This is a genomic window from Streptomyces sp. 2114.4 (assembly GCF_900187385.1).
Taxonomy (GTDB): Bacteria; Actinomycetota; Actinomycetes; order Streptomycetales; family Streptomycetaceae; genus Streptomyces; species Streptomyces mooreae.
Genome location: NZ_FYEY01000001.1, coordinates 7,715,132 through 7,741,558, shown reverse-complemented (window position 1 = coordinate 7,741,558; position 26,427 = coordinate 7,715,132). Strand labels below are relative to the sequence as shown.

The 26,427-nt window shown below is 71.8% G+C and carries 21 protein-coding genes and 1 pseudogene; 6 read left to right on the top strand and 16 right to left on the bottom strand.

All coding sequences use genetic code 11. From position 1 onward, the window contains the following. Positions 1 to 55: 55 nt before the first annotated feature. Positions 56 to 217: pseudogene (locus CFW40_RS34125) on the top strand (NAD-dependent deacetylase); the annotation flags it as partial. A 170-nt stretch (positions 218 to 387) separates the two neighbouring features. Here CFW40_RS34125 and CFW40_RS38525 read toward each other — a convergent pair. The 3 genes from CFW40_RS38525 to sigK all read right to left on the bottom strand — a co-directional run bounded on the left by CFW40_RS38525 (position 388) and on the right by sigK (position 2,502). Beyond that, positions 388 to 960, bottom strand: a complete 573-nt coding sequence (locus tag CFW40_RS38525; RefSeq protein WP_256331128.1) for a hypothetical protein — start codon at positions 958 to 960, stop codon at positions 388 to 390. 211 nt (positions 961 to 1,171) lie between these two features. Next, positions 1,172 to 1,918, bottom strand: coding sequence for an anti-sigma factor domain-containing protein (locus tag CFW40_RS34115; RefSeq protein ID WP_088801584.1), 747 nt, complete (start codon positions 1,916 to 1,918; stop codon positions 1,172 to 1,174). Further along, the gene (gene sigK, locus CFW40_RS34110) at positions 1,915 to 2,502 is read right to left on the bottom strand and encodes an ECF RNA polymerase sigma factor SigK (protein WP_088801583.1); all 588 of its coding nucleotides are present in this window, start codon (positions 2,500 to 2,502) and stop codon (positions 1,915 to 1,917) included. The genes CFW40_RS34115 and sigK overlap by 4 nt, the downstream gene beginning before the upstream one ends. Before the next feature lie 200 nt (positions 2,503 to 2,702). On the opposite strand from sigK, the gene CFW40_RS34105 reads away from it, so the two are divergent. After that, a complete protein-coding gene (locus tag CFW40_RS34105) occupies positions 2,703 to 3,941 on the top strand; it encodes a lycopene cyclase family protein (RefSeq protein ID WP_088801582.1) in 1,239 nt (412 codons plus the stop codon). Beyond that, positions 3,938 to 5,551: an FAD-dependent oxidoreductase gene (locus tag CFW40_RS34100; RefSeq protein WP_256331129.1), complete on the top strand. Its 1,614-nt coding sequence runs from the start codon at positions 3,938 to 3,940 to the stop codon at positions 5,549 to 5,551. The genes CFW40_RS34105 and CFW40_RS34100 overlap by 4 nt, the downstream gene beginning before the upstream one ends. 99 nt (positions 5,552 to 5,650) lie before the next feature. Here the strand turns inward: CFW40_RS34100 and CFW40_RS34095 are convergent, their stop codons facing one another. From CFW40_RS34095 to CFW40_RS34065, 7 genes are all read right to left on the bottom strand, one after another. Beyond that, positions 5,651 to 6,664, bottom strand: coding sequence for a DUF5914 domain-containing protein (locus CFW40_RS34095; protein WP_088802541.1), 1,014 nt, complete (start codon positions 6,662 to 6,664; stop codon positions 5,651 to 5,653). Further along, positions 6,661 to 7,650, bottom strand: a complete 990-nt coding sequence (locus tag CFW40_RS34090) for a phytoene/squalene synthase family protein (RefSeq protein ID WP_107440535.1) — start codon at positions 7,648 to 7,650, stop codon at positions 6,661 to 6,663. The genes CFW40_RS34095 and CFW40_RS34090 overlap by 4 nt, the downstream gene beginning before the upstream one ends. Then, the gene (gene crtI, locus CFW40_RS34085; protein ID WP_088801581.1) at positions 7,647 to 9,182 is read right to left on the bottom strand and encodes a phytoene desaturase family protein; all 1,536 of its coding nucleotides are present in this window, start codon (positions 9,180 to 9,182) and stop codon (positions 7,647 to 7,649) included. Before crtI ends, CFW40_RS34090 begins: the two co-directional genes overlap by 4 nt. A 48-nt stretch (positions 9,183 to 9,230) precedes the next feature. Beyond that, positions 9,231 to 10,463, bottom strand: a complete 1,233-nt coding sequence (locus tag CFW40_RS34080) for a beta-ketoacyl synthase (RefSeq protein WP_088801580.1) — start codon at positions 10,461 to 10,463, stop codon at positions 9,231 to 9,233. Then, complete coding sequence (locus tag CFW40_RS34075; protein ID WP_088801579.1) at positions 10,463 to 10,726, bottom strand: acyl carrier protein; 264 nt, start codon at positions 10,724 to 10,726, stop codon at positions 10,463 to 10,465. The genes CFW40_RS34080 and CFW40_RS34075 overlap by 1 nt, the downstream gene beginning before the upstream one ends. Positions 10,727 to 11,016: 290 nt before the next feature. Beyond that, on the bottom strand, positions 11,017 to 12,636 hold the full coding sequence (locus CFW40_RS34070; RefSeq protein WP_256331130.1) for an MFS transporter: 1,620 nt from the start codon (positions 12,634 to 12,636) through the stop codon (positions 11,017 to 11,019). Continuing rightward, complete coding sequence (locus CFW40_RS34065; protein WP_088801578.1) at positions 12,633 to 13,448, bottom strand: thioesterase II family protein; 816 nt, start codon at positions 13,446 to 13,448, stop codon at positions 12,633 to 12,635. Before CFW40_RS34065 ends, CFW40_RS34070 begins: the two co-directional genes overlap by 4 nt. Positions 13,449 to 13,950: 502 nt before the next feature. On the opposite strand from CFW40_RS34065, the gene CFW40_RS34060 reads away from it, so the two are divergent. Then, positions 13,951 to 14,907 (top strand): NAD-dependent epimerase/dehydratase family protein, encoded by a 957-nt coding sequence (locus CFW40_RS34060; RefSeq protein ID WP_088801577.1) that lies wholly within the window; start codon positions 13,951 to 13,953, stop codon positions 14,905 to 14,907. A 64-nt stretch (positions 14,908 to 14,971) separates the two neighbouring features. On the opposite strand, the gene CFW40_RS34055 is transcribed toward CFW40_RS34060, so the two are convergent. Further along, positions 14,972 to 15,508: a DUF4232 domain-containing protein gene (locus tag CFW40_RS34055; RefSeq protein WP_088801576.1), complete on the bottom strand. Its 537-nt coding sequence runs from the start codon at positions 15,506 to 15,508 to the stop codon at positions 14,972 to 14,974. Positions 15,509 to 15,927: 419 nt separating this feature from the next. Here CFW40_RS34055 and CFW40_RS34050 point away from each other — a divergent pair, with 419 nt between their 5' ends. Next, the gene (locus tag CFW40_RS34050; RefSeq protein ID WP_088802540.1) at positions 15,928 to 18,243 is read left to right on the top strand and encodes an FUSC family protein; all 2,316 of its coding nucleotides are present in this window, start codon (positions 15,928 to 15,930) and stop codon (positions 18,241 to 18,243) included. A gap of 66 nt (positions 18,244 to 18,309) precedes the next feature. On the opposite strand, the gene CFW40_RS34045 is transcribed toward CFW40_RS34050, so the two are convergent. From CFW40_RS34045 to CFW40_RS34025, 5 genes are all read right to left on the bottom strand, one after another. Further along, on the bottom strand, positions 18,310 to 18,720 hold the full coding sequence (locus tag CFW40_RS34045) for a RidA family protein (RefSeq protein ID WP_088801575.1): 411 nt from the start codon (positions 18,718 to 18,720) through the stop codon (positions 18,310 to 18,312). 134 nt (positions 18,721 to 18,854) lie between these two features. After that, the gene (locus CFW40_RS34040; protein WP_088801574.1) at positions 18,855 to 19,583 is read right to left on the bottom strand and encodes a ribonuclease H; all 729 of its coding nucleotides are present in this window, start codon (positions 19,581 to 19,583) and stop codon (positions 18,855 to 18,857) included. 284 nt (positions 19,584 to 19,867) lie between these two features. Next, a complete protein-coding gene (locus CFW40_RS34035) occupies positions 19,868 to 20,560 on the bottom strand; it encodes a hypothetical protein (RefSeq protein ID WP_088801573.1) in 693 nt (230 codons plus the stop codon). Continuing rightward, positions 20,557 to 24,369, bottom strand: coding sequence for a virulence factor (locus CFW40_RS34030; protein WP_371127170.1), 3,813 nt, complete (start codon positions 24,367 to 24,369; stop codon positions 20,557 to 20,559). The genes CFW40_RS34035 and CFW40_RS34030 overlap by 4 nt, the downstream gene beginning before the upstream one ends. Before the next feature lie 642 nt (positions 24,370 to 25,011). Next, on the bottom strand, positions 25,012 to 25,212 hold the full coding sequence (locus CFW40_RS34025) for a hypothetical protein (protein ID WP_088801571.1): 201 nt from the start codon (positions 25,210 to 25,212) through the stop codon (positions 25,012 to 25,014). Positions 25,213 to 25,646: 434 nt separating this feature from the next. Between CFW40_RS34025 and CFW40_RS34020 the strand changes: the two genes are divergently transcribed. Next, on the top strand, positions 25,647 to 25,898 hold the full coding sequence (locus CFW40_RS34020; protein ID WP_088801570.1) for a hypothetical protein: 252 nt from the start codon (positions 25,647 to 25,649) through the stop codon (positions 25,896 to 25,898). Positions 25,899 to 26,427 lie beyond the last annotated feature (529 nt).

The following is a 26,427-nucleotide window of genomic DNA, read 5'->3' as shown; positions in this document are numbered from 1 at the left end:
GATACTGCCCGAAACGGCATGGCCCCTTCCAGTTCGAGTTCGAGCAGCAACTGAGCAGTCCGCGACGGTGACGTTCGGCGAGCGGCTCGACCCGGAGGTGCTGGCGCAGGCATTGGAGAGCGCCAAGGCCTGCGCGGTGTTCCTCGCGGTGGGGACCACCCTTCAGGTGCAGCCGACAGCGATCGCCGCGGACCACGGCGCTCGGAAGACGGCCGTCCCTGAGCAGTGATCAGTCGCGGGCGAGATGTCGATGACGGCCGGAACGCGGTCCACGCGTGCGCGGCGCGCAGGGCGAAGACGAAGCGGACTCCGATCACCCAAGCGGTGTCGGCGGCCGAGGGGCTCGAATCCGAAGAGGTGACCTGCCCCCTGCGCTGTGTGCTCGCCTCACCGTGGGAGCTTCGCGGTGCGTTCAGGGTGGGCTGCGGTGATGTACCGCATTGCGGTTTGAGACGAGATGCCGAATAGGCGCATCAGGTGGAGCGGGTCGTCGACCTCGAACGCCTCATCGCGGATCCGGTCCTGCCGCAGCGTCGGCATTGTGAGTCCGGTGGGCCGGAAGATGGCGGTGAATGTGGTGCCGATGGGCGAGTGAGTGGTGTCTACCGCGGTCCATCGGTTGATCAGCAGATGCGGGTTGGTGGTCACCGGCCAGCGGCGGTGACGTTCGCGGAGCCACGCGGAGGCGCAGCGGTAGGTGAGTTCGTCCAGGTAGATGATGTGCCGTTTGCCGGGGCGCCGGACGATGAGGCGCTCACGGGACAGGTCGAGGTCGGTGAGCAGTAGGTGGCGCATGTCGGTGTTGCTGAGCGCGTGGACGCAGACCAGCACCATCACGAAGCGCTGAAAGTCGTTCCGCGCGTGGCTGAGGACACCGGCCAGCCGGTCCGAGGGCACGGACGGCGGGACCTTGTTGATCCCTGCGAAGACGAGGCCGCGGGTGGGATCGCGGAAGATCACGCCCTCTTGTCGAAGGGCCCGGAAGACGTTCCGCAGGACGATGTGGATCGAGCGGGCCGGCGTCCCCTTGCGGCGGCCCGCTCACCGAGGATTCGGTGCCGGGGGCGGGGCGGATTGGTCTCGATTTTCCGGCCACCACGACGCCTCGACGGACACCGGCGGCCGGCCCTGGACGGCCGGCCGCCGGTGTTCCCCGTCGTGAAACGTCAGCTCATACCCGCAGGATCCCCAGCGGCGGGCTGGTGGGACTGCTGGAGCCGCCCGCGGGTTCGGCCGTGATGCCGACCCCGTCCGCGCCCTGCGGTCCGCCGGTCAGCAGCATCGTGCCCGAGGAGCGGCCGGGCTCGACGAGTCCGGCGGGCACCATCGTGCCGTTGCGGCTGTACCAGAGTTCGTACACCCGCTGATCCGGCAGTGCCGGCAGGCCGTGGTAGAGGAAGGCGGTCCGTCCCATCCGCCGGGAGGCCACCACGGTCCCGCTGCCCCCGCCCTTGAAGGCCGTGGTGTGGAAGGTGGCGTCCGGCGCGGTCATCAGGGCACTGACCTCGGCCGCCTGCGCCTCGGCGCGGGCGGTACGGTCCCGCTGTTGGTCGGCGTCGTAGCGGGCGTTGACGGCCAGTCCGCCGGCGACCGCGGCGACGGCCAGGCAGGCGGCGGCCGCGAAGTAGGGCAGGCGGCGGCGTGCGCGACGGCGCAGCGGGACCACCGTGGCCTCGCGCGGTACGGGCGGAAGCTGCCGGACTTCGGGAAGGGCCGCCATCACCCGCACCCGGAGATCCGCCGGGGGCACCTCGGCGACCGCCAGGGCGAGCCGGGCGGCGGTCTCCTGCAGCTCCCGCACTTCTCTGGCGCAGGCCTCGCACTGGACGAGGTGGCGGTCGAACTCCGCCGCCTCGCGGCCGGAGAGCGCCCCCAGGGCGTAGGCACCGGTGAGCGTGTGCAGATCGACGGTGTTCATGCCGACACCCCCAGGCAGTCGCGGAGCCGGATCAGTCCGTCGCGCAGCCGTGTCTTGACCGTGCCCAGCGCCGTGCCCAGCAGGTCGGCGGTCTCCCGGTAGGTGTACCCGCGGTAGTAGGCGAGCGTCACCGACTCCCGCTGGAGTTCGGTCAGCTGCCCCAGGCAGCGGCGCACCTGCTCACGCTCCAGCCGGCGTTCGACCTGTTCGCTGACCTCGTCGAAGGCCGCGGTGTAGGCGTGCACTCCGGCTCGGTGGTCACGGTCGGCCGCCGCCTGGGCCGAGCGCACCCGGTCCACCGCGCGCCGGTGGGTCAAGGTCATGATCCAGGCCATGGCGCTGCCCTGCCGCGCGTCATAGCGGGCCGCGGACCGCCACACCTCGATCAGCACCTCCTGTGCCACCTCCTCGGACTGGGCGGGGTCCCGTAGCACCCGGCGCACCAGACCCAGCACGGAACCGGCAACTGCTGTGTAAAGGCTCTCGAATGCTTGCTGGTCACCGCGGGAGACGCGGTCGAGCAGTGCTTCCAGGGCACCGGAATGCGGCGCTGAGGATCGGTCGCCGCGGGCTGCGACGGGCATGGACACCTCCGGACGGTGACAGGGTCACCGGTGATTCGGCGCCGGGCGGCACCCGGATTGGTCGGAGAGGATTCTGGCCTACGCCGCGGCGGGCACCGCGGGCGGGCCCTCCGGTTTTCCCGCGCGTCGGACCCCGCCTCCCGGCCCCTCGCTGCGGAAGGATCACCGTCGGGCTCATCGAGGCACAGGGAGGTCCGGGCGTGCGGGACGCGGAGGTCGTCATCGTCGGCGCGGGAGCGGCCGGACTGTCGCTCGCCTACCGGCTGTGCGCACCGGAGGCGGGCAGCCGGGAGCCGAGGGTGCTGCTCGTCGACGCCCCGCACGGGCCGCTCACCCCGCAGGAACGGACGTGGTGTTACTGGGAAGCGCCGGGCGGCGCCTTCGACTCGGCGCTGACCGCCTCGTGGGAGCGGCTTCGGGTGCACGGCCCCGACGGGGCGGCGACGGAAGGCCGGCCCGCGCCCTTGCGGTACAAGATGCTGCGCTCGCGCGACTTCGAGGCCTTCGTCGGCGCCCGCCTCGCCGGCCGGAGCCATGTCGTCCGGGCCGGCGCGACGGTGGAGTCCGTACGGGACGCCGCCGACGGCGCGGAGGTACGGGGGCGCGACGAGGCCGGACGTCCGGTGGTCTTCCGGGCCCGCTGGGCCTTCGACTCCCGGCCCGGCGTCCGGCTCCCGCCGGCCCGCACCACCCTCCAGCAGCACTTCCGGGGGTGGTTCGTCCGCACCGGGCGGCCGGCGTTCGATCCCGCGACCGCCGACCTGATGGACTTCCGCACCCCGCAGCCCGCCCACGGCCTGTCCTTCGGGTACGTCCTGCCGCTGAGCGAGCGCACCGCGCTGGTGGAGTACACCGAGTTCTCCCGCCGGATCCTGCACACCGCCGCCTACGAGCGGGCGTTGCGCCGGTACACCGCGCAGGTGCTGCGGCTGGACGGGTTCCGGGTGACCGCCGTCGAGCAGGGGGTGATCCCGATGACCGACGGCCGGTTTCCGCGGCGGGCGGGCCGCTCGGTGTTCCGCATCGGGACCGCGGGCGGCGCCACCCGCGCGTCGACCGGCTACACCTTCGCCGCCGTACAACGGCAGTCCGCGCACCTCGCGGCCGCCCTCCTGGCGGGCCGGCCGCCGCTCCCCCCACCTGCCCACACGGCCTGGCACCGGGCGATGGACGCCGTGCTGCTGCGTGCACTGGACCGCGGCCGGGTGGACGGCGCCGAGTTCTTCACCGGACTGTTCCGCACGGTGCCGATGGAGCGGCTGCTGCGGTTTCTCGACGGCCGCTCCCGCCTGTGGGAGGACTTCACCATCGGCCTGCACACCCCGGTGCTGCCCATGCTCCGAACCGCCGCCGAGCTTCCGCTGCTGCGCCGTACGGGCCAGGGTGCGGTGAGCCGGCCCGTCGCACGTACCCGCAGACCGGAGGAGAGCCGGCCATGACACCGCCGCACGAGGGTAAGCCCGGCCACGGGGTGCGCCCTTCGGAAGAGAGCGTGATCCGCGGACGTGTGCGGGGCGCGGCCGCGCGGCACGGACGTGACCGCCGGGCGCAACGGGTGCCGGGGCCGCCGGGGCGGGAGCGGGCCGCACCCGACAGCCCCGGTGTGGCGGTGGTCGGCGGCGGGATCGCGGGCCTCGCCGCCGCGACCGCGCTGGCCGAGCGGGGCGTGCGGGTGACGCTGTACGAACGCGAAGCGGACCTGGGCGGCCGGCTGGCGGGCCGGCCCGTGCGGCTCGCCGACGGCTCGACGGCGACCATGAGCCGGGGGTTCCACGCCTTCTTCCCGCAGTACTACAACCTGCGGGGGCTGCTGCGCCGGGCCGACCCGGGACTGGACATGCTCCGACGGCTGCCCGACTACCCGCTGTGCCACCGTGCGGGCCTGCGGGACAGCTTTGCGCGGGTGCCCCGGACGCCGCCGTGGAGCGCGCTGGGATTCGTGGCGCTGAGTCCCACGTTCACCTGGCGGGACCTGGCGCGGATGCGTCCGGGTGCGGCCCTGCCGCTGCTCGACGTAAGGGTGCCGCAGGTCTACGAGCGGCTGGACGGCATCAGCGCCCAGGACTTCCTCTCCCGCATCCGCTTCCCCGAGGCCGCGCGGCATCTCGCGTTCGAGGTGTTCTCCCGGAGTTTCTTCGCCGACCCACGGGAACTGTCCGCAGCGGAACTGGTGTTGATGTTCCACATCTACTTCCTCGGCTCCAGCGAGGGGCTGCTCTTCGACGTGCCCGCCGAGCCCTTCCCGCAGGCGTTGTGGCACCCGCTCGGCCGGTATCTGACGGGGCACGGGGTGCGGCTGTGCACGGACACCACGGTGACGAGGGTCGAGCCGGCGGACGGCGGGGTGCGTGTCGTCGCGCGGGGCGAGGCACGCCGGTTCGACGCGGTGGTGCTGGCGCTGGACCCCGGCGGGCTGCGGCAACTCGTCGCCGCTTCGGACGGGTTGGGGGACGCCGCATGGCGGGCACGGGTCGGGCGGCTGCGGACCGCGCCGCCCTTCCTGGTGTCGCGGCTGTGGCTGGAGCGACGGGTGCGCGCCGACCGGCCCGGTTTCCTGGGCACCAGCGGCTACGGGTCCCTGGACAACGTCAGCGTGCTGGAGCGCTGGGAAGGGGAGGCGGCCCGCTGGTCGGCGCGCACCGGCGGCTCGGTGCTCGAACTGCATGCCTACGCCGTGGCCCCGGGAGCGGACCGGGCGGACGAACAGCGTCGCCTGGTGGAACAGTTGCACGCCGTCTACCCGGAGACGCGCGGTGTCCGGATCGTCGACCGGCGGCACGAGTGGCGCGCGGACTGCCCGCTGTTCCCGGTGGGCGGCTTCGGCGACCGGCCGACCGTGCACACGCCCGACCCCCGGGTGGTGGTCGCGGGCGATGCGGTGCGCACCCCGTTCCCGGTGGCGCTGATGGAGCGCGCGGCGACGACCGGGTTCCTCGCGGCCAATGCGCTGCTGAGGCGCTGGGGGGTACGCGGCCAGACCTTGTGGACCGTGCCGGACAGGGGGCGCTCCGCGGTACTGCGGTGGGCGGCGCGGTGGGCGGAGCGGTGAACGGGGGTGTTCCCGGTTTGTCGAGGTGGCGGAGCCGGTCTTCGAAGTCCCGTGCAGCAGGCGGTACTTGAAGCCAGGGCTCAAGGCCGCCCGCCGGTGTCAGCCCGGGAAACGTCCGCTGCTGCGCAGTTCCCAGCGGCGCTCGGCATAGGCCAGGTCGTCCCGCCACAGCCGGCGCGAGCCGGCGCGCAGCAGCGGGCGCAGGGCGGGCGCGGCCGCGCGCGCGAGGGCGAAGCCGGGGCGCCGGGAGGTGGCGACGATCGCCTCGGTGACCGCGGTGCGCGGCCGCCCCCGGCCGTCCGGGCCCAGCGGGGTGGCGTGGGTCTCCACCACGGAGCCCCGGCCCTCGCCGGCCACGATCCGCATCACCACCGTGCGCGGCTCGGGGGCGGTGAAGTGGGCCGTGACCGGCACCACGGCGCGCCCGGCGACCTTGAAGGAGACCTCGACCGCGATGCCGTCCGCCCCTTCCCCGCCACTGTCCGAGGGGGTGCCGGCCACGGTGAGGTCGACGAAGGAGTACGGGTGCAACCAGGCGCCGTGCCACGGGTCGAGACGGTTGGCCAGCACGTCCTCGGGATCGCAGCGGCCGGTGACGGTGTGCACCGCGGTGAGGGCACCCGCCGTCCGCGGCCGGGCGGGCAGGACCGGTTCGGGCAGCGGCTGCTCCCCGCCGGCCCCGTCGAGGCGTACCCAGGCCAGCAGCCCGTCGTCGTAGGCCGGGAACGGCTCCCAGCCCGCGAACGGGGCGCCGTCCAGGGCGAGTCCGTGCCAGCGGCAGCGGAGGATGCCACAGTGCACGGGGCTTCGGTCCAGCGGCGCGCCCAGGTGCGGACAGGCCCCTGGCCCCGCCATCAGCCGGCCGGCCGGGTCGCGCCAGGCGACGACCTCGATACCGGCGACGGTGCGGCCGAAAGCCCGGTGGACGCCGATGCCGCCGCTCGCGCCGAGGACGAACCAGTTGCCGGACGGGCGGGCGAGGGCTGCCTTGACGGCGTCGGCGATACGCGCGGGTTGCGCGTCGCGCCAGGTGGGACGCTGCGCTTCCCACGGCACGGGCCGCGGCCGCAGCCGGAGCGGGAGCCGCGGAGGCCGGGGGGCCTGTCGGGTCATGAGGTCTCCTCCTGCGGGCGGTGTGGCACCCCGGCACGTCGCACGGCGGGGCGGCGGGCGGCGATGCGGGCGGCGGCGACCCGGACCAGACCGCCGGACGCGGTGGCCGCGCGGCGTCTGCGGGAGACCACCGCGCGGCGGTGCAGCACGGCGTACCCGTCGTCGCGTACGGCATCGAGGATGGCGCGGTAGAGGACGAACGCGGTGCGGATACACGGGCGCGACACCGGGTCGAGCAGGGCGAGGCCGGGCTCCGCCTCGCGGTAGACGCCGCGGGTGAGCTCGGCGGCCGCCGTCATGGCCGCGGTGATCCGCGGGTCGTGGTGGCCGGTGTCCCGGCTCCACCGCAGCAGTGCGCGGTCGACGCCGTGCGCCGCCAGCAGGTCGGCGGGCAGGTAGATCCGGCCCCGGTCGAGGTCTTCGCCGACATCGCGCAGGAAGTTGGTGAGCTGGAAGGCGATGCCCAGGGCGGCGGCGTGCGGTGCGGCTTCCTCCTGCGGCCCGACCGTGCCGAGCACCGGCAGCATCTCCAGCCCCATCACCGCGGCCGAGCCGTGCACATAGCGCCGCAGGTCCTCGTACGTCGGGTAGTCCGTCACGGTCAGATCGCTGCGCATCGACGCCATGAAGTCCGTGAAGTGCCGGTGGTCGATGCCGTAGACGGCCGCGGTGTGCGCCACCGCACGCACCACCGGTTCCGCTGTCTCTCCCCCGCGCAGGGCCTCCTCCAGGCAGCGTTGAAGGGCGTCGAGCGCCCGTGCGCAGTCGGCGGTGGAGCGGCCCGCTCCGGGTTCGTCGACGAGGTCGTCGGCCCGGCGGGCGAAGCCGTACAGGGCGTGAACGGCCGGCCGTCGTTCCACGGGCAGCAGCCGGGTGGCGAGGAAGTAGGTCTTGCCGTGCCGGGCGTTGAGCCGGCGGCAGTGGGCGTAGGCGTCGCGCAGAAGGGGGTCGGTGATACCTGCGGCGTCCAGTTCGCGAGCGGTCATGCCGGGATGCCTCTCGGGGTGGGGCGGGGCGTGCCTGCGGGGGAACGGGCGGGCCGCGGGCCGGTGATGCGGGCCGCGGCGAGCTTGCCGGAGATCAGGACGGTGGGGACTCCGACACCAGGGGTCGTGCCGCAGCCCGCCAGCACGGCGTTCTCGGTGCCGCGCACGAGGTTGCGGGGGCGGAAGGGGCCGGTCTGCGCCAGGGTGTGGGCGGCGGAGAACGGTGTTCCGGCGGCGAGCCCCTGCGCGGCCCAGTCGGCGGGGGTGACCAGGTGGTGCACCTCGGTGGCGGCACCGATGCCGGTGAGTCCCCGGCCCTCCAGTACGGAGAGCAGGCTGTCTCTGTACCGGGGGGCCAGGTCGTGCCAGTCCCCGGCGCCGGGGCCGGTCTCGGTGTTGGGGCAGGGCGCCAGGATGTAGTGCAAGTGGCGCCCTGGCGGGGCGAGCCCGGGGTCGGTGGCGGTGGGACGGGTGAGGAGCAGCGAGGGGTCGCTCATCAGCCGGCCGGTGCGGGTGAGTTCGTCGAAGGTCCGCTCCCACGCGGCGCCGAAGGAGAGCGTGTGGTGCGCCAGCCGCGGCCAGGTCCGGTCGGTACCGGCGTGCAGGACCACCGCGGAGGGCGCGTGACGGAGGCGGAGCGGGCGGCGGGGGCGCCGGCCGAGCAGCCGGTGGACGACCGGGAGGTCGGGGGTGAGGACCACCGCGTCGCAGGGGATGCGCTCGTGCGCGGTCACCACGGCGGTGATGCGGTCACCGCTGCGTTCCAGCCGGGTGACCGGGTGGCCGTAGCGGAAGACGGCACCTGCGTCGGCGGCCGCGTCCGCCATGGCCCGGGGCAGGGCGTGCATCCCGCCGCGGGGGAAGTACACCCCGCCCACCGTGTCCATATAGGCGATGACGGCATAGGCGGCCAGGGCACGCGCGGGCGGCACACCGGCGTACAGCGCCTGGAAGGAGAAGACCCGGCGCAGCCGCGGGTCCGGCAGGAAGCGGCCGATGCGGTCGTCGAGCCGGCCGAAGCCGCCGAGCGCGGCGAGGCGGACCAGATCCGGGTGCAGCAGCTGCAGCGGTGAGTCGAAGTTGGCGTCGATGAAGCGGTGCCGCTGGACCGCGTACAGCTGCTGGAGCCAGTGCCGCAGCCGCCGGTAGCCGTGGGCCGCCGCGGGGCCGGCGAACCGTTCGACCTCGGCCTCCATCGCCTGGGCGTCGGTGTGTACGTCCAGCTCGCTGCCGTCGGCGAACCGGGCGCGGTACGCCGGGTGCAGGGCCCGCAGTTCCATCCGGTGGGTGAGGCGTTCGCCGACCGCGGCGAACGCCTCGTCGATGAGGTCCGGCATGGTCAGTACGGTCGGCCCGGTGTCGATGCGGTAGCCGTGGCTCTCGATCCGGCCAGCCCGGCCGCCGGGCAGCGCCTCGCGCTCGACGACCGTCACCCGCCGGCCGGCGCCGAGCAGCTGCAGCGTGGCGGACAGTCCGGAGAGGCCGGCGCCGACCACCACGACGTGGTCGGTGGGGCCCTTGACGGTTCTCATGCGCTGTCCCCTTCGGCTGAACTGCCCCCCTCGGCACAACCGCTGTCTTCAGGCGGACCGGAAGACCAGTGCGGCGTTCTGCCCGCCGAAGCCCATGGAGAGGCTGGCGGCGGCGGACTGGGCCGTGGTGCGGGGCACTTTGGCCACGATGTCCAGGTCGATGGCGAGGTCGGTGTCCTCGTGGTTGGCGGTGGGAGGGATGGTGTCCCGTTGCAGGCTCAGGACGGTGACGGCCGCTTCGATGGCGCCGGCCGCTCCGATGGCGTGTCCGAGCGCGCCCTTGAGGGAGGTGACGGCGGGGGGCTCGGGGAAGACGCTGCGCAGCGCCTTGGCTTCGGCCAGGTCGTTGCGCCGGGTGCCGGTGCCGTGCGCGTTGATGTGGTCGATGTCCCCGGGCGCCGCGCCGGCGTCCGCCAGCGCTGCGGTGAGGGCCGCCGCGGCTCCCCGGCCGTCCGGGTCGGGGGCGGCGTAGTGGTAGGCGTCGCAGCTCGCCCCGTAGCCGGCCAGCTGTGCGCGCGGGCGGGCGCCGCGGGCCTGCGCGTGGGCCGGGCGCTCCAGCACCAGGACGGCTGCGCCTTCGGAGAGGACGAAGCCGTCACGTCGGGCGTCGAAGGGGCGGCAGGCGCCCGCGGGGTCCTCGCTCCGCCGAGAGAGGGCTCCCATGCGGTGGAAACAGGCCGCGGGGATGGCGTGGCGCGCGGATTCCGCCCCGCCGGCCAGGACGATGTCGCAAGTCCCGGCGCGCAGCAGATCACGGGCGATGCCCAGGGCGCTGCTGCCGGAGGCGCAGGCGGTGGAGACGGCGAAGTTGGGTCCCGTGACCGCCAGGTCGAGCGCGATTTCGGCGGCTGCCATGTTGGGCACGCTGCGGGTGATGGCGAGCGGCGAGATGTCGAGCGGGCGGCCGGCCGCGAGCTTGGCGAACTCGCCGACATAGCGCTCCATGCTGCCCGTGCCCGTCCCCATGACCACCCCGATGCGTGCGGGGTCCCGGTCGGCCGGGCCGCCGAGCCCGGCGTCGGCGACGGCGTGCCGGGCGGCGAGGACCGCCATGGCGACGAAGCGGTCCAGCCGCCAGGCGGTTTTGCGGCCGACCAGGGCGGCGGTGTCGAAGTCCGGCACCCGGCAGGAGATGTCCACCGGCAGACCCGCGAGTTCCGGGTCCCGGGCGGCGGTGGACCGGCCGGTGAGCAGGCCGTCCCAGGTGGCCCGGGCGCCGATGCCGGCCGGGGTGATGACGCCGAGGCCGGTGACGGCGACCTCCCGGCACTGACCGGGCATCAGGCCCCGCTGTTCGGCGCCGCGGTCAGAACCGTGTCGGGGTCCCGGGCGTCCATGAGGGCTGCCAGCTCCTCGATGGTCGTCTGCAGGGGAACGTCCTCCAGCGAGATCCCGGTGCGTTCCTGCAGCATCAGCCCCATCTCGACCAGCGCGAGCGAGTCCAGCCCCAGGTCCTCGAAGGTGCGCTCGGGGGTGACCTGGGCGGGGTCGAGATCGAAAGTGTCGGTGAGGGTGCTGGTGATCAGCTCGGTACGGGTGAGCACGGGTGACTCCTTCGGTGGGTGAGGCGGTGCCGGCGACGGCCACGGGCGCGGTGCCGTCCGGCGCGTTCGCCGGTGCGGGCCGGCACCGCGCGTCCGTTCAGCGGCAGCCCTGAACGCCCCGGAAGGTGCCGGTGCGGGCAGGGCTGTTCATCGCGGCTCCAGGCGAGCGGGCGGCGGCAGTGGGCACACCGGAGGCCGGTGTACGGGGGCGGTCTCGCGCTCCCTACCTTCTCCGACCCGGTGCTCGGGCAACGGGCTTGAAGGCACCTCCGAACGAGTGACTTGTCGCTCTATCGGGCCGGGGGCGCCTCGTCCCCGGGCCCGGCCCCGGCCGCGGCCGGTACCGCGATCCGGCCGTCACCGGGGACGCGGGCGTCGTGCGCACCGGCCGGCCGGCCGAGCCAGCGCGCGGCCGCTGCGGCGGTGACCAGCGTGACGGCTCCGGCGACCACGGCAGTGAGCGTCATCGCGTCCGTGAAGGCCCGCCGCGCGGCTGCCAGCACACCGGCGCGCAGCGGGCCGGGCAGGCGCATCGCCTGTAGGGGGACGGACAGCATGCTGTGTTCAGCCGCCTCCGTCACGAGTGCGGGAGCGTGCAGATGGGTGAGGGAGGTGGTGAGCCGGGAGGTGAAGACGGCCGCGAGCAGGGAGCCTTGGACGGCCACCCCGAGGGCGGAGCCGACCTGGCGGGTGGCGTCGTTGATGGCCGAGCCGAGTCCGGCTCGTTCGGTGGCGACCGAGCCCATCACCGATTCGGTGGCCGCGGCCGCCACCAGCCCGGCGCCGACGCCCGCGACCAGTTGGAACACTGCACAGTGCGGGTAGCCGGAGTCGGGCGTGGTGGTCGCCAGGACGGCGAAGCCGGCCGTCACCAGCATCAGGCCGCCGACGACGGGGACCCTGCCGCCCAGCCGTGCCCGTACCGGCACGGCGCACACCGCGCCGAGCGCGAGTCCGGCCGGCAGCGGCAGCGTCCGCACCCCGGCCTGCCAGGGGCTGAAGCCGAGCACTCCCTGGAGGTAGAGGGTCAGGACGAACAGCGCCCCGAACATGGCGAAGGACATCAGGGCGAGGGCCGCGGCGGCCACTTTGATGTCCGGCACCCGCAGCAGGTGCAACGGGAGCATGGGGGCGGGGGCGCGCAGTTGGCGGCCGACGAAGGCGGCCAGCAGCAGTGCGGCGACGGCGAATCCGGTGAGTGCGGCCGGGCTGGTCCAGCCGCGGTGCGGACTCTCGGTGATGGACCACACCAGGGCCAGCAGCCCCGCGGCCGACAGCACGGCACCGGGCACGTCGAAACCGGCGGGCCGCCGCGCACGGGACTCGGGCACCAGCGCAAGCGCCAGGACGATGATGACGACGGCCGGCGGCAGATTGATCCAGAACGCGGCGCGCCAGGAGGAGTGTTCCACCAGCCAGCCGCCGATGACCGGACCGCACAGGCCGCCCATACCGCCGACCGCGGCCCATGCGGCGATCGCCCGGCTGCGCAGGCGGGCTTCGGGGAACAGCTGGTGGAGGACCGCCAGTGTCGCGGGCATCAGCAGGGCCGCCCCGGCGCCCATGCAGCAGCGCGCGGCGATCACCTGCCACGGGTGGCCGGCCAGCGCGCCGCCGAGCGAGGCGCCCCCGCAGACCGCCACTCCGCACACGAAGGAACGCCGCCGGCCCCAGGCATCAGTGAAAGCGCCCACGGCCAGCACCGTTCCGCCCAGCACCAGGGCGTAGCCGTCCACGATCCACTGCACCTGCGCGGTGGAGGTGTCCAGGTCGCCCTGCAGGTCGGGGACGGCGACATTGAGGACCGTGAGGTCCAGGCCGAGCATGAACAGGCCGAGGCACACCACGGCGGCCGCTGCCAGGCGCCGCGCGGATCCGGCCGCTCCGCCGGCCGGTGCAGCGGCCGTCATGCCGTCGCCACGGGGTGGTTGACGACGGTGCCGAGCGCACCGGTGAGGTGGTCCACCAACGCCTTCGTCGCCGTCTGCGGGTAGGTGTGCCCGCCGGGGAAGAGCCGGGGGCATACGGGTGTGGTGACCAGGTCGTTCCAGGCACGGAGTTCCTGCACGGGGGTGACCGGGTCCTGCTCGCCGCCATAGAGGGCCAGCGGTACGTCGAGCGGCGGCTCGGGGCGGTGCCGGTAGTGCAGGAGCAGCAGGCAGTCGGCCAGCAGCGGGGTGCAGGCCGCGGCCATCAGCCGGGCGTCGGCGAGCAGTTGCTCGGGGATCGGGCCGACGAGCTCACGGAGGCCCGCCAGGCCGGCCGTCAGACGCGGCGGCAGCCCGGCGCTGTAGGCGTCGATATGCGGCGCCGATAGTGAGGACACCGCCAGCAGCGAGGGCAGGCGGCCGTGGGTGCGCCGCAGATGCCGGATCGCCTCGTAGGCCAGCAGTGCGCCCGCGCTGTGTCCGAAGACCGCGAACGGGCGGGGGTCGGCCCAGTCGTCCAGCACCGCGGCCAGGCGGGCGCTGAGGTACGCGGGGTCGGTGAGCGACGGTTCGGCGGAGCGGGCTCCCCGGCCGGGCAGCGCCACGGAACACGGCTCGATCCAGGACGGCAGCAACGGCACCCACCGCAGATAGCAGTCCGGGCCGGCGCCGGCGGGCGGCACACCGTACAGACGCAGCGCCGCCCGCGGCCGGGCGTCGAGCACCACGCGCTGCGGCACCGCCGATACCGCGACCGTCGCCGAGGCCGACTCCTCCGTGAAACCGACGCCCATGACATCCGCCCTTCGCCTCGCGCTCCACTGGTCCGGGCTCCCGCCCGTGCCACGCAAAGCGCCCCGAACGGGGCGGCGTTCCGCCGTGGCGTCGGGGCCGACCCGGCACCACGGCCGACCGGCCGGCGGACCCGGGAGCCGTCCGGCCGGGCACACGGCCGATGCCCACGCCGACCCTGCACTCCCTCGCCCCGCACTCCACACACCACGCACGGTGCCGCCCCCTCTGACACCAACGGCGGCAGCCACGGCTACCGCCACGCGAGTCCGCCGCGCGCCGTGGCCCCGCACCGATCCGTGCCGCTCGGCGGCCGGCCGGGGTGTGCGCCCACGCCATTGCCGATCCCACCCCCTCCATTGCGATGACACATCACTAGAGTTATAGTCTCTAACGAAAGCGAAAGATCGAAACGAACTCCTCTCGCCTCCCAGCGCCTTTCTCCACGGTCATCAGCCCTCACCCATCGGCCACCAGCCACCCGCCCATGAAGAAGGAATCGCCATGTCTGCCGCAGAACACTCCCTCCATGCAGTGCTGGGCGCCGGGCCCGCCGGTACCGCGCTCGCCGGTGAACTCGTCCGCCGCGGTCACGCCGTACGCCTGGTCAGCCGCTCGGCACCGGACAACGCCGCCGAGGGCATCGAGCGGTTCGCGGCCGATGTGAGCACGCCCGAGGGGGCGCTGGCCGCCATCGAGGGCGCCGCCGTCGTGTACCACTGCGTGAATGTCGACTATCACCGCCAGATCGAGGTGATGCCGCAGGTCCAGCGCGCGGTGCTGGCCGCCGTCGAGACCACGGGCGCCCGCCTGGTCGTCCTGGACACGCTGTACCCCTACGGCCCGACGCACGGCGAGGTGATGACGGAGGACACTCCGTGGCGGGCGACCAGCCGCAAGGGGCAGATGCGGGCCGAGCTGGACGAGCGCTATCTCGCCGCCCACCGGGCGGGCCGCGCCCGGGTCGCCCTCGGGCGGTCGGCGGACTTCGTCGGCCCCGGTGTGCTCAACTCCACGCTCGGCGGAGCGGTCTTCCCCGGCGCGCTGACCGGAGGGGAAGTCCTCGGCATGGGCGATATCGACCTGCCGCACAGCTACACGGACATCCGCGATGTGGCGGCCGGCCTCGCCACCCTCGGCGAGCACCAGGAAGGCGACGGCAGGATCTGGCATCTGCCCACCGCGCCTGCCGTCACCACCCGCGAGATCCACGCGATGATCGAGGAGCGGGTGGGCCGCCCGCTGCGGCGCGTGGTCCTTCCCGAGCCGCGCCCCTTCGGGCCGTTCGATGCGGCCTTCATGGACGAGTACGCGGAGATGTTCTACCAGCACACGGAACCGCAGATTGTGGACTCCGCGACCTTCACGCGGACCTTCGGCGTCCACCCGACGCCGCTGAGTGCCACTCTCGACGCCACCGTCGACTGGTACCGCGCGCTGCTGGCCGGCGCCCGGAGCTGATCCGGACGCGGCACGCCGGAGGCCCGACGCGCGGTGCGTCGGGCCTCCAGGCTGCCACAAGCGGTCAGGAAGCGCTGGGCGGCGTCGCCGACCAGGCCGTCACGCCCAGCTTCCCGCCGTCGACGGCCTTGTCGAACGCCACCACGCCGTGCGAGTTGCTGCCCGTCGGCGACACCTGCAGGTACTTGGCCCGCACGGACGGGCCGGCATGCGTCCAGACCAGGTCGGCGAAGGCACTCTTGCCCGGCTTCAGGGTGATCCTGTGCGCGCCCGGGTCCTTGGCGAAGTAGGTGTCACCGTGGTACGCGGTGGTCTTCAGGGCCGTGTGACCGGCCCCTTCCAGCGCCAGCCCCGGGTAGCCGCCTATCGCGCACGCGCTCGTGCCGGTGTTGGTCACCTTGAGGTAGGTGCCCTCGTGATTCATTCCGATCTGGCTCGAACCCGCGCTGGTGGTCGCGACCTTCAGCGTCCCCGGCCGGCACGCCCCGGCCGCGCCGGATCCTGCCGCACCGGCCGCGGAAGCCATACCGGCGCCCGCTCCCACAGCAAGGGCGACAGCGGCGGTCACAGTGGCGGCGGTACGCAGACCACGGATGGTCATCAGTCATCAACTCCCTGTTCTCCGACACCCGGAGAAACCTCGGTGTGTCACACCCGCCGTCCGGCCCGCACGGCCCTCCCCGGCCTCCACGACTCGCACGGGAGAACCGGCCACCGGACCGGTCGGTGGGTGCTGGTTCGTTCGTAACCCACCCTCGGTGCCGCCACTGGTGATCGGCTAACGCCTGACTAACACCCGGAAAACCGGAGGGCGGCTCCGGGAGGACGGAGGAGTGCCCGGAGCGGGGGGAGAAGTTCGCGAGGGGGAAGCACGCGAAGCCCGGGAGTGCGGTACGCGGGGTACGAGGACCCGCACATGCCACACGACGGCGTCCGGACGATGCGGATGAAAGCCTTCCGATCAGGCGTGCGATGCTGGAGCACCCCTGATCATGGCAAGAAGTGGGAGTGTACGGCACCGTGAGGGCAGCGATACGGCGGGCTGGGACGAGAACCTGGGACCGCTTCGCGGCGTCCGACCCAGGGCTGCTGCGGCTGAAGGCGGGACTGCGGACGGTCGGGGCGATCGTGCTCACCCTCGTCGTCCTCGCCCTGCTCGGCACCGGAGTCACCCTGATGGTCGCGGGTGCCATGGCGGCCATGGTCGCCACCTTCGCGATCAGGGAGAAGGAGGTGCGCGGCCAGGCGATCACGCTGGCGCTGGGCCTGCCCGTCGCGCTGGCCGCCATGTCGCTGGCGGCGCTGCTGCACACCCTGGTCATCGCCGGTGATGTGTTCTTCGTCCTCCTGATCTTCGGCGCCGTCTACTCCCGGCGGTTCGGCGACCGCGGCACCGCGCTCGGCCTGATCGGTTTTCAGGTCTACTTCGTCTCGCTGTTCGTGCACGCCACCGTCCCCGCCCTCCCCGAGCTGTATCTGACCCTGGCCATTGCCCTCGCGTGCAGCGCGGTCGTACGGTTCGCCGTCGTCCCGGAGACACCGCAGCGCACCCTGGGCCGGCTGCGCGAGGCCTTCCGGGCGCGTTTCGCCCAGCTGCTGGCCACCCAGATGGAACTGCTGGACGCCGGCCCCGAGGAACTGGACAAGGTCCTCGACGACCTGCGGCGGCACACCGCCCGGCTGCACGAAGCGGCCTTGATGATCCAGGGCCTCCTGGAGGAGGGCACCCAGAGCGCCGCCGCGGCGGGACTGGTGCAACGCCGTGTCGCGGACGCCGAGATCGCCGCCGAACGGCTGGGCATGCTGATACTCAACGCCCGCAGCGCCGAACGGGCGGACACCCTCACCATGCATCTGCCGCACGCTCCCGTGCCGGCCACGGCGACCCGTACCCCGGCCGAGGACGCGGCGACCGTCACCCTGCGCCGGGACCTGAACTCTCTGCTCCTGCTGGTCGCCCGGCGCGCATCCGACGACCGCGGCACCGCGCTCGCCCATGTACGCAACAGGCTGCTCGGCTACCGCGACGAGGACAACCTGCCGCGCGCCTCGTCCGTCGTCCAGGACGTCTTCCGCGGGGTCGGTGAGAGCGCGCGGGCCGTGCTGGGTCTGCGGCTGGCGCTGGACGGGCCGCAGGACGAGTCGGACGACACCCCGGCCACCACGCGCTCACGTGAGGAGTTCGACGCCGAGGATCTGGCGATCGTCGCGGCCGAGGAGGCCGAAGAGGCGGAGGAGGACCGCACCGGACTCCAGCGGCCGACCACGCGTGCCGCGTGCCAGGTCGCGGTGGGCTCGACGCTGGCCATCATCGGCGGTGAGTTCCTGTCCAGCCAACGCTGGTACTGGGCGGTGCTGACCTGCTGGGTCGTCTTCCTCAACACCGCGTCCACGGGCGAGATCCTGGTCAAGGGCTACCGCCGGCTGGTGGGCACGGTCCTCGGCGTGGTCGCCGGTGTCGCGCTTGCCGGGCTGGTCGGCGACCACACCTGGCCCGCGTTCGCCCTCGTGCTGCTCTGCATCTTCGGGATGTACTTCACCGCACCGCTGTCGTACGCGCTGATGTCCTTCTTCGTCACCGCGATGCTCGGCCTGCTCTACACCCTGCTCAACACCTACAGCCTGAGCGTGCTGGTGCTGCGTATCGAGGAGACGGCGCTGGGCGCGGCGTGCGGGATCATCGCCGCCGTACTGGTGCTGCCGGTCCACACGGACCGCCGCACGGACGAGCAGCTGGGCACGGTGCTGGTCCGGCTGCGGGATGTCGTCTCCGCCGCGGTGGAACAGCTCAGCGGCGGGCCGGCCGTCGACCTGCTGGGCAAGGCCCGCGATCTGGACACGGCGCTGGACGACCTCCGTGCCTCCACCCAGCCGCTGACCCATCCGATCACCCCGCTGCGGGTGCGGCGGCGGACCGCCCGATACCTGGTCGCGCTGCTGGAGACCGCCGCCTACCACGCCCGTTCCCTGGCGGCGACGGCGGAACTCGTGCCGTACAGCAAGACCATCGCGGCCGACCCGCGCCTGGAGCGGGCCGGCCGCCGGATCGGGCAGAACATCGATCTCATCGTCGCGCGCGTACTGGAGGAGAGCACCGAGGGCGAGGTGGAGTCCGGCGTCAGCATCGCGGCGATGCTGGATGCCGCCGGTTCCGAGGCACTGCGTTCGGGCACGGTCACCTTCCGCGTGCTGCGCCACCTCCAGCGTCTCGACGAGGGCGTGGTGGGCATCGCCCGCCCGCTCGGCGTACCGGTGGCGAGCCCCAAGGGCGGCAGCAAGGCCGGCTCAGGGCCCCAGGCGAGTGGCGCAGCCGATGCCGCAGCGGCTCGTGGGTGACGCGGATCGCCGGGCCCTCGCGGCCTCGCACCGGTGGGCCCGAGCTGCAGCGCAGCCCCCAGCCGCTCAGCTCGGTCCCCCGCCGATCACCGCGTCGACTTCCACTTCGACGAGCCAATCGGGATCGATGAACCGGGAGACCTCCACGAAGGTGCAGGCCGGCCGGACGGAGGAAAAACGCTCGCCGTGGGCCCGTGCGGCATCCTTCCACCGCGACACGTCGGTCAGCATGATGCGGGTCCGCACCACATCCGCGGTCGACGCCCCGGCCTCCTGCAAGGCCCTCTCGGCGATGTCCAGGCACCGTGCTGTCTGGACGTAGACATCCCCGGGGCCGACGGTGGAACCGTCATCCCCGAGAGGGGCCGTTCCGGCAACGGCGACGAAACTTCCCGCCCGCACCGCGCGCGAGAAGCCGATCTGCGGCTCCAGCGGCGACCCTGAGCTGACTACCTGACGCACAGCTTCCCTATCCATCTCGCCATGGTGCCAGAGCTGAACCGGGCAACCGGATGCCCCTGGAGTCAGGGTCTCTTCCCTCTTCCGGGAAGCCCACGCCGCGGGTTCGCCGCCGGTTCAGGCGCATGCCGGTGTTTCGCTGCCGAGGACTTTCAGTCCCCGCTGCCGGCGCCCGAGCGGCACGCGGGGTGTCCCCAGCCGTCCGGGTTCTTGGAGATGGGCTCGCCTGCCGCGTAGGAGCGGCCGCAGCGGCAGCGGCCGGGGAACTTGGCGTTGAGGGTCCGCGTCGTGTTGCCCGTTCGCCGCTTGGGCGAGGACGTGGTCTTCGCCGCCGCGGCGGAGGCGCCCCGGCGCGGGCCGGCGGGCCGGGCGGGCGGGGAGGCCGGCGGTGGCTGCGGGGAGCCGAGCTCGCTGCCGGCGGCCTGCTGGACGACCGCGGCCTGGCTGGCGGCCCGGTCGGCGAAGTCGTTGAGCGGATCGCCGTCCACTTGGTGCGCCGGTACGTACCGGAACTCCACGGAGCGGTCGGCGAGCAGCGCGTCGATGCGCATCACGAGTTCCTGGTTGGCGACGGGCTTGCCCGCGGCGGTCTTCCAGCCCTTGCGCTTCCAGCCGGGCAGCCAGGTGGTGACGGCCTTCATGGCGTACTGGGAGTCCATCCGGACCTCCAGGGGAAGACCCGGTTCGGTGGCCGCCAGCAGGCGTTCCAGGGCCGTGAGTTCGGCGACGTTGTTCGTTGCGGTGCCCAGCGGCCCGGCCTCCCACCGCACGACGGCCCCCGCACCGTCGGCGATGACCCAGGCCCAGCCCGCGGGCCCGGGGTTTCCTTTCGACGCGCCGTCACAGGCGGCGATCACGCGTTCTGCCATGGGCGCGATCATGCCAGCCGGCGGCCCGCCGGGCGAAGTCGCCTCTTCCGGCCGGTCCTGCCGGTTCCCGGATGCCCGGTCCGGCCCCGGATGCGGTTGCCGTGCCAGGCCCGAAAGATGAGTGTGGTGGGCGCCCGGAGAGAGCACCCACCACCTCCTTGGCCCAGCCACTGGGGATCAGTGGCAGCGGCCACACCTGGCTCAGTGCTCCGGCGTCCCGAAAACGGACAACCGGGCCGGCTGACGTTGCCGGCTCAACAGCTGTGCCTCGCGGCTTGCGTGAGGGGCCTCTCAGGTCAGGCAAGGCCTGCGTACGTCACCGTCCGCCCTGGTTTCAACGCACGGGCGACCCGCTGAGCCAACTCCTCTCCGATGCGCTCCAATTCGACGCATCGGGCGTGGTGACGGTCTTCGTCGCGCTCTTCCACGTACCGATTTATCCCGGCGTCATGGTCGCCGGCCCAGGTGTACAGGTCGTCCACCAGATCGTCGGGCAGGTCGAGGGCAGCCGCGGGGTCGTCCGGCATGAAGTCGCCGAACCCCTCCGCACGAAAAGGTCCCCAGTGGTACTCGGCCATCATGGTCATGTGAAGGGGATGCGGTGGAGTGCCATGTGACTCCAGAGTCCAGTGCAGGCGTGCGCACCCCCAGCACACGAACTTCGCCGTGTCCTGCCGAGCGTCCCAATAGCGCACAACCCACTGGGGCCCCAGGTGCCGGGCCAGGGACTGGGCAAGTCCGAGGCCGGTCTTGACGTGTTTACGCAACGCGGCCTTGGCGGTGGGACCTTCGGGGGGAAGAGCGGCATTCCAGGAGAAGAGGCCGTGCACCAGGCTTTCGGGAAGGACCAGGGCGGGATCGGCCACCGGCACACCGGTCGTGAAATCGTCCGGGGCAACCGCATGGAAGCCCGCGGTCGAGGTGAACAGGGGGGAGTCATCTCCTCGTGCCTGGATCAGGAGATGACGAGGAGCCTCTTGCTCGTTCATGCCGGATTCGCTCCTATGATGAAGCCGTTGTCGCCCACCGAGATGGCGACGCGATGGGTCCTGCCATTGAACACGGTCTCATAGATCGGTCGGCCGCCACCCGCGCCTTGTTGTATGCCAACGACCTTTCCTTCACTCAACGCTTTCGCGAGAAGTTTCGGAAGATCTTCCGAGGCCACCCCCCTGTCAATGAACTCACCTGCGTGCCGGAAGATGATGTGGATGAGCCCGGTGTACGCATTTCCGGACTCCAGCCAGGCCACCGGAACGCCCGGCCTGGAGAAGCGTACCGCCATGATTACCTTCGACCGGGTCATTTTGGCGCCACTGACCTCAAGCTTCCTGACCAGATCCAAGTCGACACTGTTGGCCGCCTTGGCGCGGTCAGTCATACGCTCAGAGATCCGAAGGGCCATCCCCGCGAAGCTTTCCGGATTAACCAGGTCCGCTGCCGGCGGCTTTTCTCCGAATATTTTCTTCAAGTCCGCGAGAAGCTTTTCGGCGCCGACTCCGGTCCTGATCGCATCCTCTACCTTGACCGCGTACTTTACTGCCTGCAGGACCTTCTCGCCGGGTACGAACGCGACAGCGGCCCAGGCGCATCCAGAAAGGCTGCCCCCGTCGTTCCCCGGGGTGAGCTGGTGGTAGCAGTCGACGAAGTCCTGGGTGAGAGCCTTCCAGATACCCGCGAGGAATGCCTTGTCGACTTCCTTTACGATGTCAAGGTTCGAAAAATGCTTGGAGATTTTCTTGGTGAGTCCCTTGTAGGACTGCGTGTCGAGGAAAACGGCGTCTGATGCCTGACATCCTGCCGCGGTGGCGGGCACGTTCGGGTTCAGGCACAGGTAGAAGCTGACTGTGGCGTCGAAATGCAGAGTAAACGTCACATCGCAGCCCGAGTTGCCCATGCCCAGTACGCATGGAGTCACGTCCGGCTCGCCTATCGGCGTGACCTTGTCCACGACAGAGAAGGTGCGATCGATCCCGGTACCGGCCCCCTTGGAAACCTGCTTATTGGCTTGGTTTCGTTCAGCCTCGTCTGCGGCCTTCTGGGCGCTCTCCGCGTAGGTCTTGGCATCCTTGGCCGCTTCTTCGGCGGCGGTGGCGTCCGCGTCCGCGCGGTTGGCCGCTTCGCGGGCTTCGTGGGCGGCCTGTTCCGCTGCATCGGCGGCGTTGCGGGCCGCTTCGGCGTCGAGGGCCGCCGTATCGGCGGAGGCCCGGGCATCCTTGGCATAGCCCTCGGCCCTGCCTGCGGCCGCGTCGGCAGCGGCAGCGTCCTCCGTGGCCTGCCGGTCGTAGTCGACGGTGCGGGTCAGTGATTGCGCGGCTTTGGACGCCGCTTCGGCGGCCTCGGCGGAGTAGCCAAGTGCCTCATTGGCGTAACCACGGGCTTCTGACGCATAGTTGGCGGCATTCGCAGCGCTCTGTGAGGCGGCCTTCGTATCCTCGGCAGCCTTGTCGGCAAGGCGCTGGGCAAGTGCCGCTTCCTTCTTGGCATTCTTGGCATGGGCCTCGGAAACGGCGAGCTGCTGCTCGGCGATGCTCTTCGACCCCTGGCCGGAGAGCACGATCAGCGGGGCAGCGGAGTCGGTGGTGACGAAGGGCGAGCCCAACTGGATCGCATCGTTGGCCGGTTTGGCGACCTGCGCCGCCGCCTGGCGGGCGTCGACGGCTGCCTGAGCGGTGGCATAGGCGAATCCGGCGGCCTTCGCCGCAGCCAGCCGGGCTGTGACGGTCTCCTTCCTGGCTTCGTCGGCATGCGACTTGGCTTCCTTGGCATGCGCTTCGGCCTCGTCGGCGTCCTTGACCGCGGCCTTGGCCTCGTCAGCGGCATGCTGGGATGCGGCGATGGCATCAGCGGCGGCGCTGGTGGCCGTCCTTACCGCGGCGTCGGCCTTGAGCTTGTCGGCATGGGCCGCGTCGGAGGCGGCTCGGGCCCGGCGTGCGGCGGCTTCGGCACGCGTGGCGGCGGCATCCGCGTCCGCTGCGGCCTGCGTAGCCGCGTCGGCTTCGTTACGCGCCGACTTCGCCGCCGATTCGGCAGTGGTGGCTGCGCGATCCGCGGTATCGGCTGCCGCGCGGGCCTCGGTGGCGTCGTCATCGGCCTCGTGCGCGTCGGCGTACGCGCCCTTCGCGTCCGCCCTGGCACGTGCGGCTTCTGCTCTTTGCTCGGCGTCCCAGGCGTCGTCTCGCTTGGCCTTGGCGTTGTCGCGGGCCGTCTCCGCCGCTTTGCGCTTTTCGGCTGCGGTGCCGGCCGCGGAGTCCGCCTTCTGCTTCGCTTCTTCCGCCGTGGATTGATAGTTCTCGGCGTTGTGCCGGTGCTGGGCGGCTTCGGCCTTTTTGGCGTCAGCTCTCTCCTTCTGCGCCTCGGCCGTCTTTTCCTCAGCCTCCGCGGTCAGCCGCTTGGCGTGCGCATCGGCCGCCGCGGCCTTGGCGTCGGCCTCTGCCTTGAGGGCATCCCGCAGCTTGGCTTCGGCAGTCTCCTTGTCCTTCTTCGCGTTGTCGCGGTGTTCCTTCGCGGAGGCGGCCGAAGCTTTGGCCTGCTGTTCGGCGTACTGCGCCGCCTGCTTACGGAATGCAGCCTTCGACTGCGCGGCCTGAGCCAGCGCGCGCTGCGCGATCGTCGCGCTGTCGGAGGCCGAAGCGTGCGTGGCCGACTCAGCCGTCTGGCCGGCGACGACCATCGCCTCCAGCGCCGCCGCCACGCCATGGGTGACCTGCGCCTTTTGCCGGGCGGCCAGCAACCCACGCCCGCGCGGCGCCCCGTTGGCGTCGGCCATGGCGTAAGCGGCCTGCTCGGCGGTATCGGTGGCGGTGACCGCACGCTTGGCCGCGACTGCCTGCTGCTTGAGCAGAACCAGCTGGGACTTCGTCACCGACTGGGCGTTGGCCAGGCTCTTCTTGGCCTGGTCGAACTGCGCCGCACCGGGCTTGGCGGGCTTGCCGCTGCCGGCTCCGCCGGGTGACCAGTAGGACTGCCACCGGGCGACATGGTCGGCCACCCAGGAGTTGCCCAGCATGTTGCCGAGGATCTTCGCTCCGTAGGCGAGGGCCTTGCCCGCGCCGGTGTTCGCGTCCAGGATCTGGTTGCGTTGTGTGGCCTGTGAGGCGATCTCCTGCTGCCACTCCTCGGCAGCGCTGTTCACCTCGTCACCGAGTACCTTCTCGGGGTCGATCGGGTCGCGCCACGCGCAGGCGGCATAGCGGTTCTTCAGGTTCTCGACCGCGATACGGAATTCGGCGCTGTCCGGCTGCGGTGCCGACTTCGGAAAGCCGCCCGATTCCAGGAAGATCCGGGCGTTGTCGGCACCCATCGCCTCGAACGCATCGCCTGACAGGAAGGTGTATGCGTCGTGTACGGCGTTGGCCCGGTTCCACTCGTCGGGCGGCAGACCCGGGTCCGGACCCTTGGAGTACAGCGGGTCGCCCAGGGCAGTCACCGCATTCTTGGTGGCCTCGTCGGCCAAGGGGGTGGAGTCCTTGTAGAACTCCTCCTCTTGCTCCCAGAAACGGCCTGTGTACCACTGCCAGAGACCGGTCTGGTGGTAGAAATCCTTCTTCCCGTCGCCCGGAGGACCCGGCGGCCAATGAAAGTCGGCGTCCGTGAAACCGCCTGGCGTGTCCAGGCCTTCGAGGGGCGCCTTCCACCCCTGGACCAAGGCTTCGAGGGACTGCATCGCCTTGTCCGCGGCGCCTTTGTCACCGTCATACGCCCGCCCGAGTGGGGTGTCCTGCCAGTGCCGGCGGTCGGCCAGAGCGTGCAGCTTGTCCTGAGGCTGGCTGAGTCCGTCCTGAGCGGCCGCGGCCATCGATGTCCCGCCCAGCCGCAGCACGTCGTTCATCAGGCATTGGTCCTGTCGCAGCTGCTCGGCCGCGGTGACCTCGAGCCAGTCGTAGGAGTCAGCGGCCGTGCCGGTGTGGCCCTCCTGCTGCGCCGTCAGGTCTCCCGGCTGAACGGCCAGACCGGCCAACAGCGCCAGCGCGGTGACCGGAGTCAGCGCCGGCGCTAAGCGGGCAAGTCTTCGCTTCCCGCGTCTCCCCGCCGTACCTCTGGATGGCAACTCGACTCCTTCCGCACGCCGCCCTCGGCAGCGCGAAGCATGTGTGTGGCATATCCGGTGAATCCCGTGCCTCCTGCGCCGCGTTGACGCCAGGACGTGAGCAATGGAGATGAGCATCCAGTTGTGCCCGTAGACGCGCTCTTTGTCGGCAGGTCACGGAATCTACACACTAGGCACACTGAATGTGCATATGACAAGATCCGGGAGACGGTTACCCCGGATCGTGATCGTTGCGGGACCTCCACCAAGACGCACGGTCGCGAGCGTCCGCCGCGACGGCCTCATGGGCGTCGATCGGCGGCCTGCGAGGACCCTGCCGAGTCCGACCCGCCGTCCGTTGTCCGATCCCGTTCAGAGGAGACCCATGTCCGGCCTCACCCACCACCGACGTCACAGACGGATCTCACGACTGACCGTCATGGTCGTGACCACCACCTTGCTGACGGCCGCAGGCAGTACCGCGTCGGCAGACAACGCGACATCGCCCAAGGCACCCCACGCCTCCGCAGTGACCGAAGCGGCCCGCCGCGCAGCGTCAGCGCCTTCCCGCTCGTCTGCCTCACAAGCCGCGGCCTTCGGCATGTTCGGCATCGATGCCCAGGGCAGGCTCTACTCCTACGCCCCGACCGAGCGCGGATTCTCGCCCCCGAGAGTTCCTCGCCACCGACTACGGCGATGTGCGGACAGCGAGCAGCGCCGATGACGACGGGGACGGTGTCGCCGACGACACCTGGGTCTGGACCAACGACGGCGGAATGTCCAGCAGCTACGGATACGTCGGAGGTGGATGGAACATCTACGACACCGTCCTCTCCCCGGTAACCTTGCCGGCACCCCGGCTACGACGTACTGGGCCGAGACGCATCGGGCGCCCTGTGGCTGTACTTCGGCCACGGCGACGGCACCGTCGCCGACCGCCGCAGGATCGGCGGAGGCTGGGACGCCTATACCCGGATAGCCGGCAAGGGCGATCTCACCGGCGACAAGTGGCCCGACATCGTCGCCCGCGACACCTCCGGCGCCCTGTGGCTCTACCAGGGCACCGGAGACCCGGCCGCCCCCTTCGTGACACGAACGAAGATCGGGCCGGCTGGAACACCTACGACGCCCTGGTCGCCCCGGGCGACATCGACCTCGACGGGAAGGCCGACCTCATCGCCCGCCAGCCCAACGGCGACCTCTGCTTCTACAAGGGCACCGGGGACGCAGCCGCTCCTTTTGAGGCGAAACGAAACATCGGTTCCGGCTACCAAACCTACCGCGTGCTGTTCTCCTGACCCTGGGCCGGCGTGGCGTCGGGGGGTAGGCATTTCGCCGGTCCGGCGTCGGCGTGGGGCGTATCTCTTCGGCGGACCGGTCGGTTGACCGGTGGGGTCCGTGCGGCCGGGCGAGAGGCCACTCTCCGACAGGTTGCGCAGCGACCACAACTGGGAGTGAGAGCAGCCGAGTTCGGGTATCCGGGCACGGGTGTCGCAAGCCGGTTGCGGGCAACGCACCCCGGAACGTCCGGCGGCCGCGCACGAGTGGTGCGGCCCGCCCCGGTGCGGGCGCCGGAACAACGGCCGAAATCGGATCACGCGACCGTTGGCTTGTAAACAATCGGACACATGAACACTCAAAATAGGTAAACCACAGCAGTCGGGCGCACCGTGCTCTAGCGTCACGTCCGACACGGAGGCGGTTGTAAGGCCGGGGGGCTCCAGCCGCGCCGGAATGAGGGGACGACCAAGTGGGGGGCCATGGGGTTGTTCGAAGCTGCCGGGTCTCGGGTGATCGAATCACCTGCCGGAACAGCCAAGATGGATC

Bases quoted from the DNA above. Each gene is read 5' to 3' on its own strand.
- CFW40_RS34115 (WP_088801584.1), bottom strand. From the start codon at position 1,918: ATGAACACCGTCGATCTGCACACGCTCACCGGTGCCTACGCCCTGGGG.
- sigK (WP_088801583.1), bottom strand. From the start codon at position 2,502: ATGCCCGTCGCAGCCCGCGGCGACCGATCCTCAGCGCCGCATTCCGGT.
- CFW40_RS34100 (WP_256331129.1), top strand. From the start codon at position 3,938: ATGACACCGCCGCACGAGGGTAAGCCCGGCCACGGGGTGCGCCCTTCG.
- CFW40_RS34095 (WP_088802541.1), bottom strand. From the start codon at position 6,664: ATGACCCGACAGGCCCCCCGGCCTCCGCGGCTCCCGCTCCGGCTGCGG.
- CFW40_RS34090 (WP_107440535.1), bottom strand. From the start codon at position 7,650: ATGACCGCTCGCGAACTGGACGCCGCAGGTATCACCGACCCCCTTCTG.
- crtI (WP_088801581.1), bottom strand. From the start codon at position 9,182: ATGAGAACCGTCAAGGGCCCCACCGACCACGTCGTGGTGGTCGGCGCC.
- CFW40_RS34080 (WP_088801580.1), bottom strand. From the start codon at position 10,463: ATGCCCGGTCAGTGCCGGGAGGTCGCCGTCACCGGCCTCGGCGTCATC.
- CFW40_RS34070 (WP_256331130.1), bottom strand. From the start codon at position 12,636: ATGACGGCCGCTGCACCGGCCGGCGGAGCGGCCGGATCCGCGCGGCGC.
- CFW40_RS34065 (WP_088801578.1), bottom strand. From the start codon at position 13,448: ATGGGCGTCGGTTTCACGGAGGAGTCGGCCTCGGCGACGGTCGCGGTA.
- CFW40_RS34060 (WP_088801577.1), top strand. From the start codon at position 13,951: ATGTCTGCCGCAGAACACTCCCTCCATGCAGTGCTGGGCGCCGGGCCC.
- CFW40_RS34055 (WP_088801576.1), bottom strand. From the start codon at position 15,508: ATGACCATCCGTGGTCTGCGTACCGCCGCCACTGTGACCGCCGCTGTC.
- CFW40_RS34045 (WP_088801575.1), bottom strand. From the start codon at position 18,720: ATGGATAGGGAAGCTGTGCGTCAGGTAGTCAGCTCAGGGTCGCCGCTG.
- CFW40_RS34040 (WP_088801574.1), bottom strand. From the start codon at position 19,583: ATGATCGCGCCCATGGCAGAACGCGTGATCGCCGCCTGTGACGGCGCG.
- CFW40_RS34035 (WP_088801573.1), bottom strand. From the start codon at position 20,560: ATGAACGAGCAAGAGGCTCCTCGTCATCTCCTGATCCAGGCACGAGGA.
- CFW40_RS34030 (WP_371127170.1), bottom strand. From the start codon at position 24,369: ATGGCCGCGGCCGCTCAGGACGGACTCAGCCAGCCTCAGGACAAGCTG.
- CFW40_RS34025 (WP_088801571.1), bottom strand. From the start codon at position 25,212: ATGCCGAACATGCCGAAGGCCGCGGCTTGTGAGGCAGACGAGCGGGAA.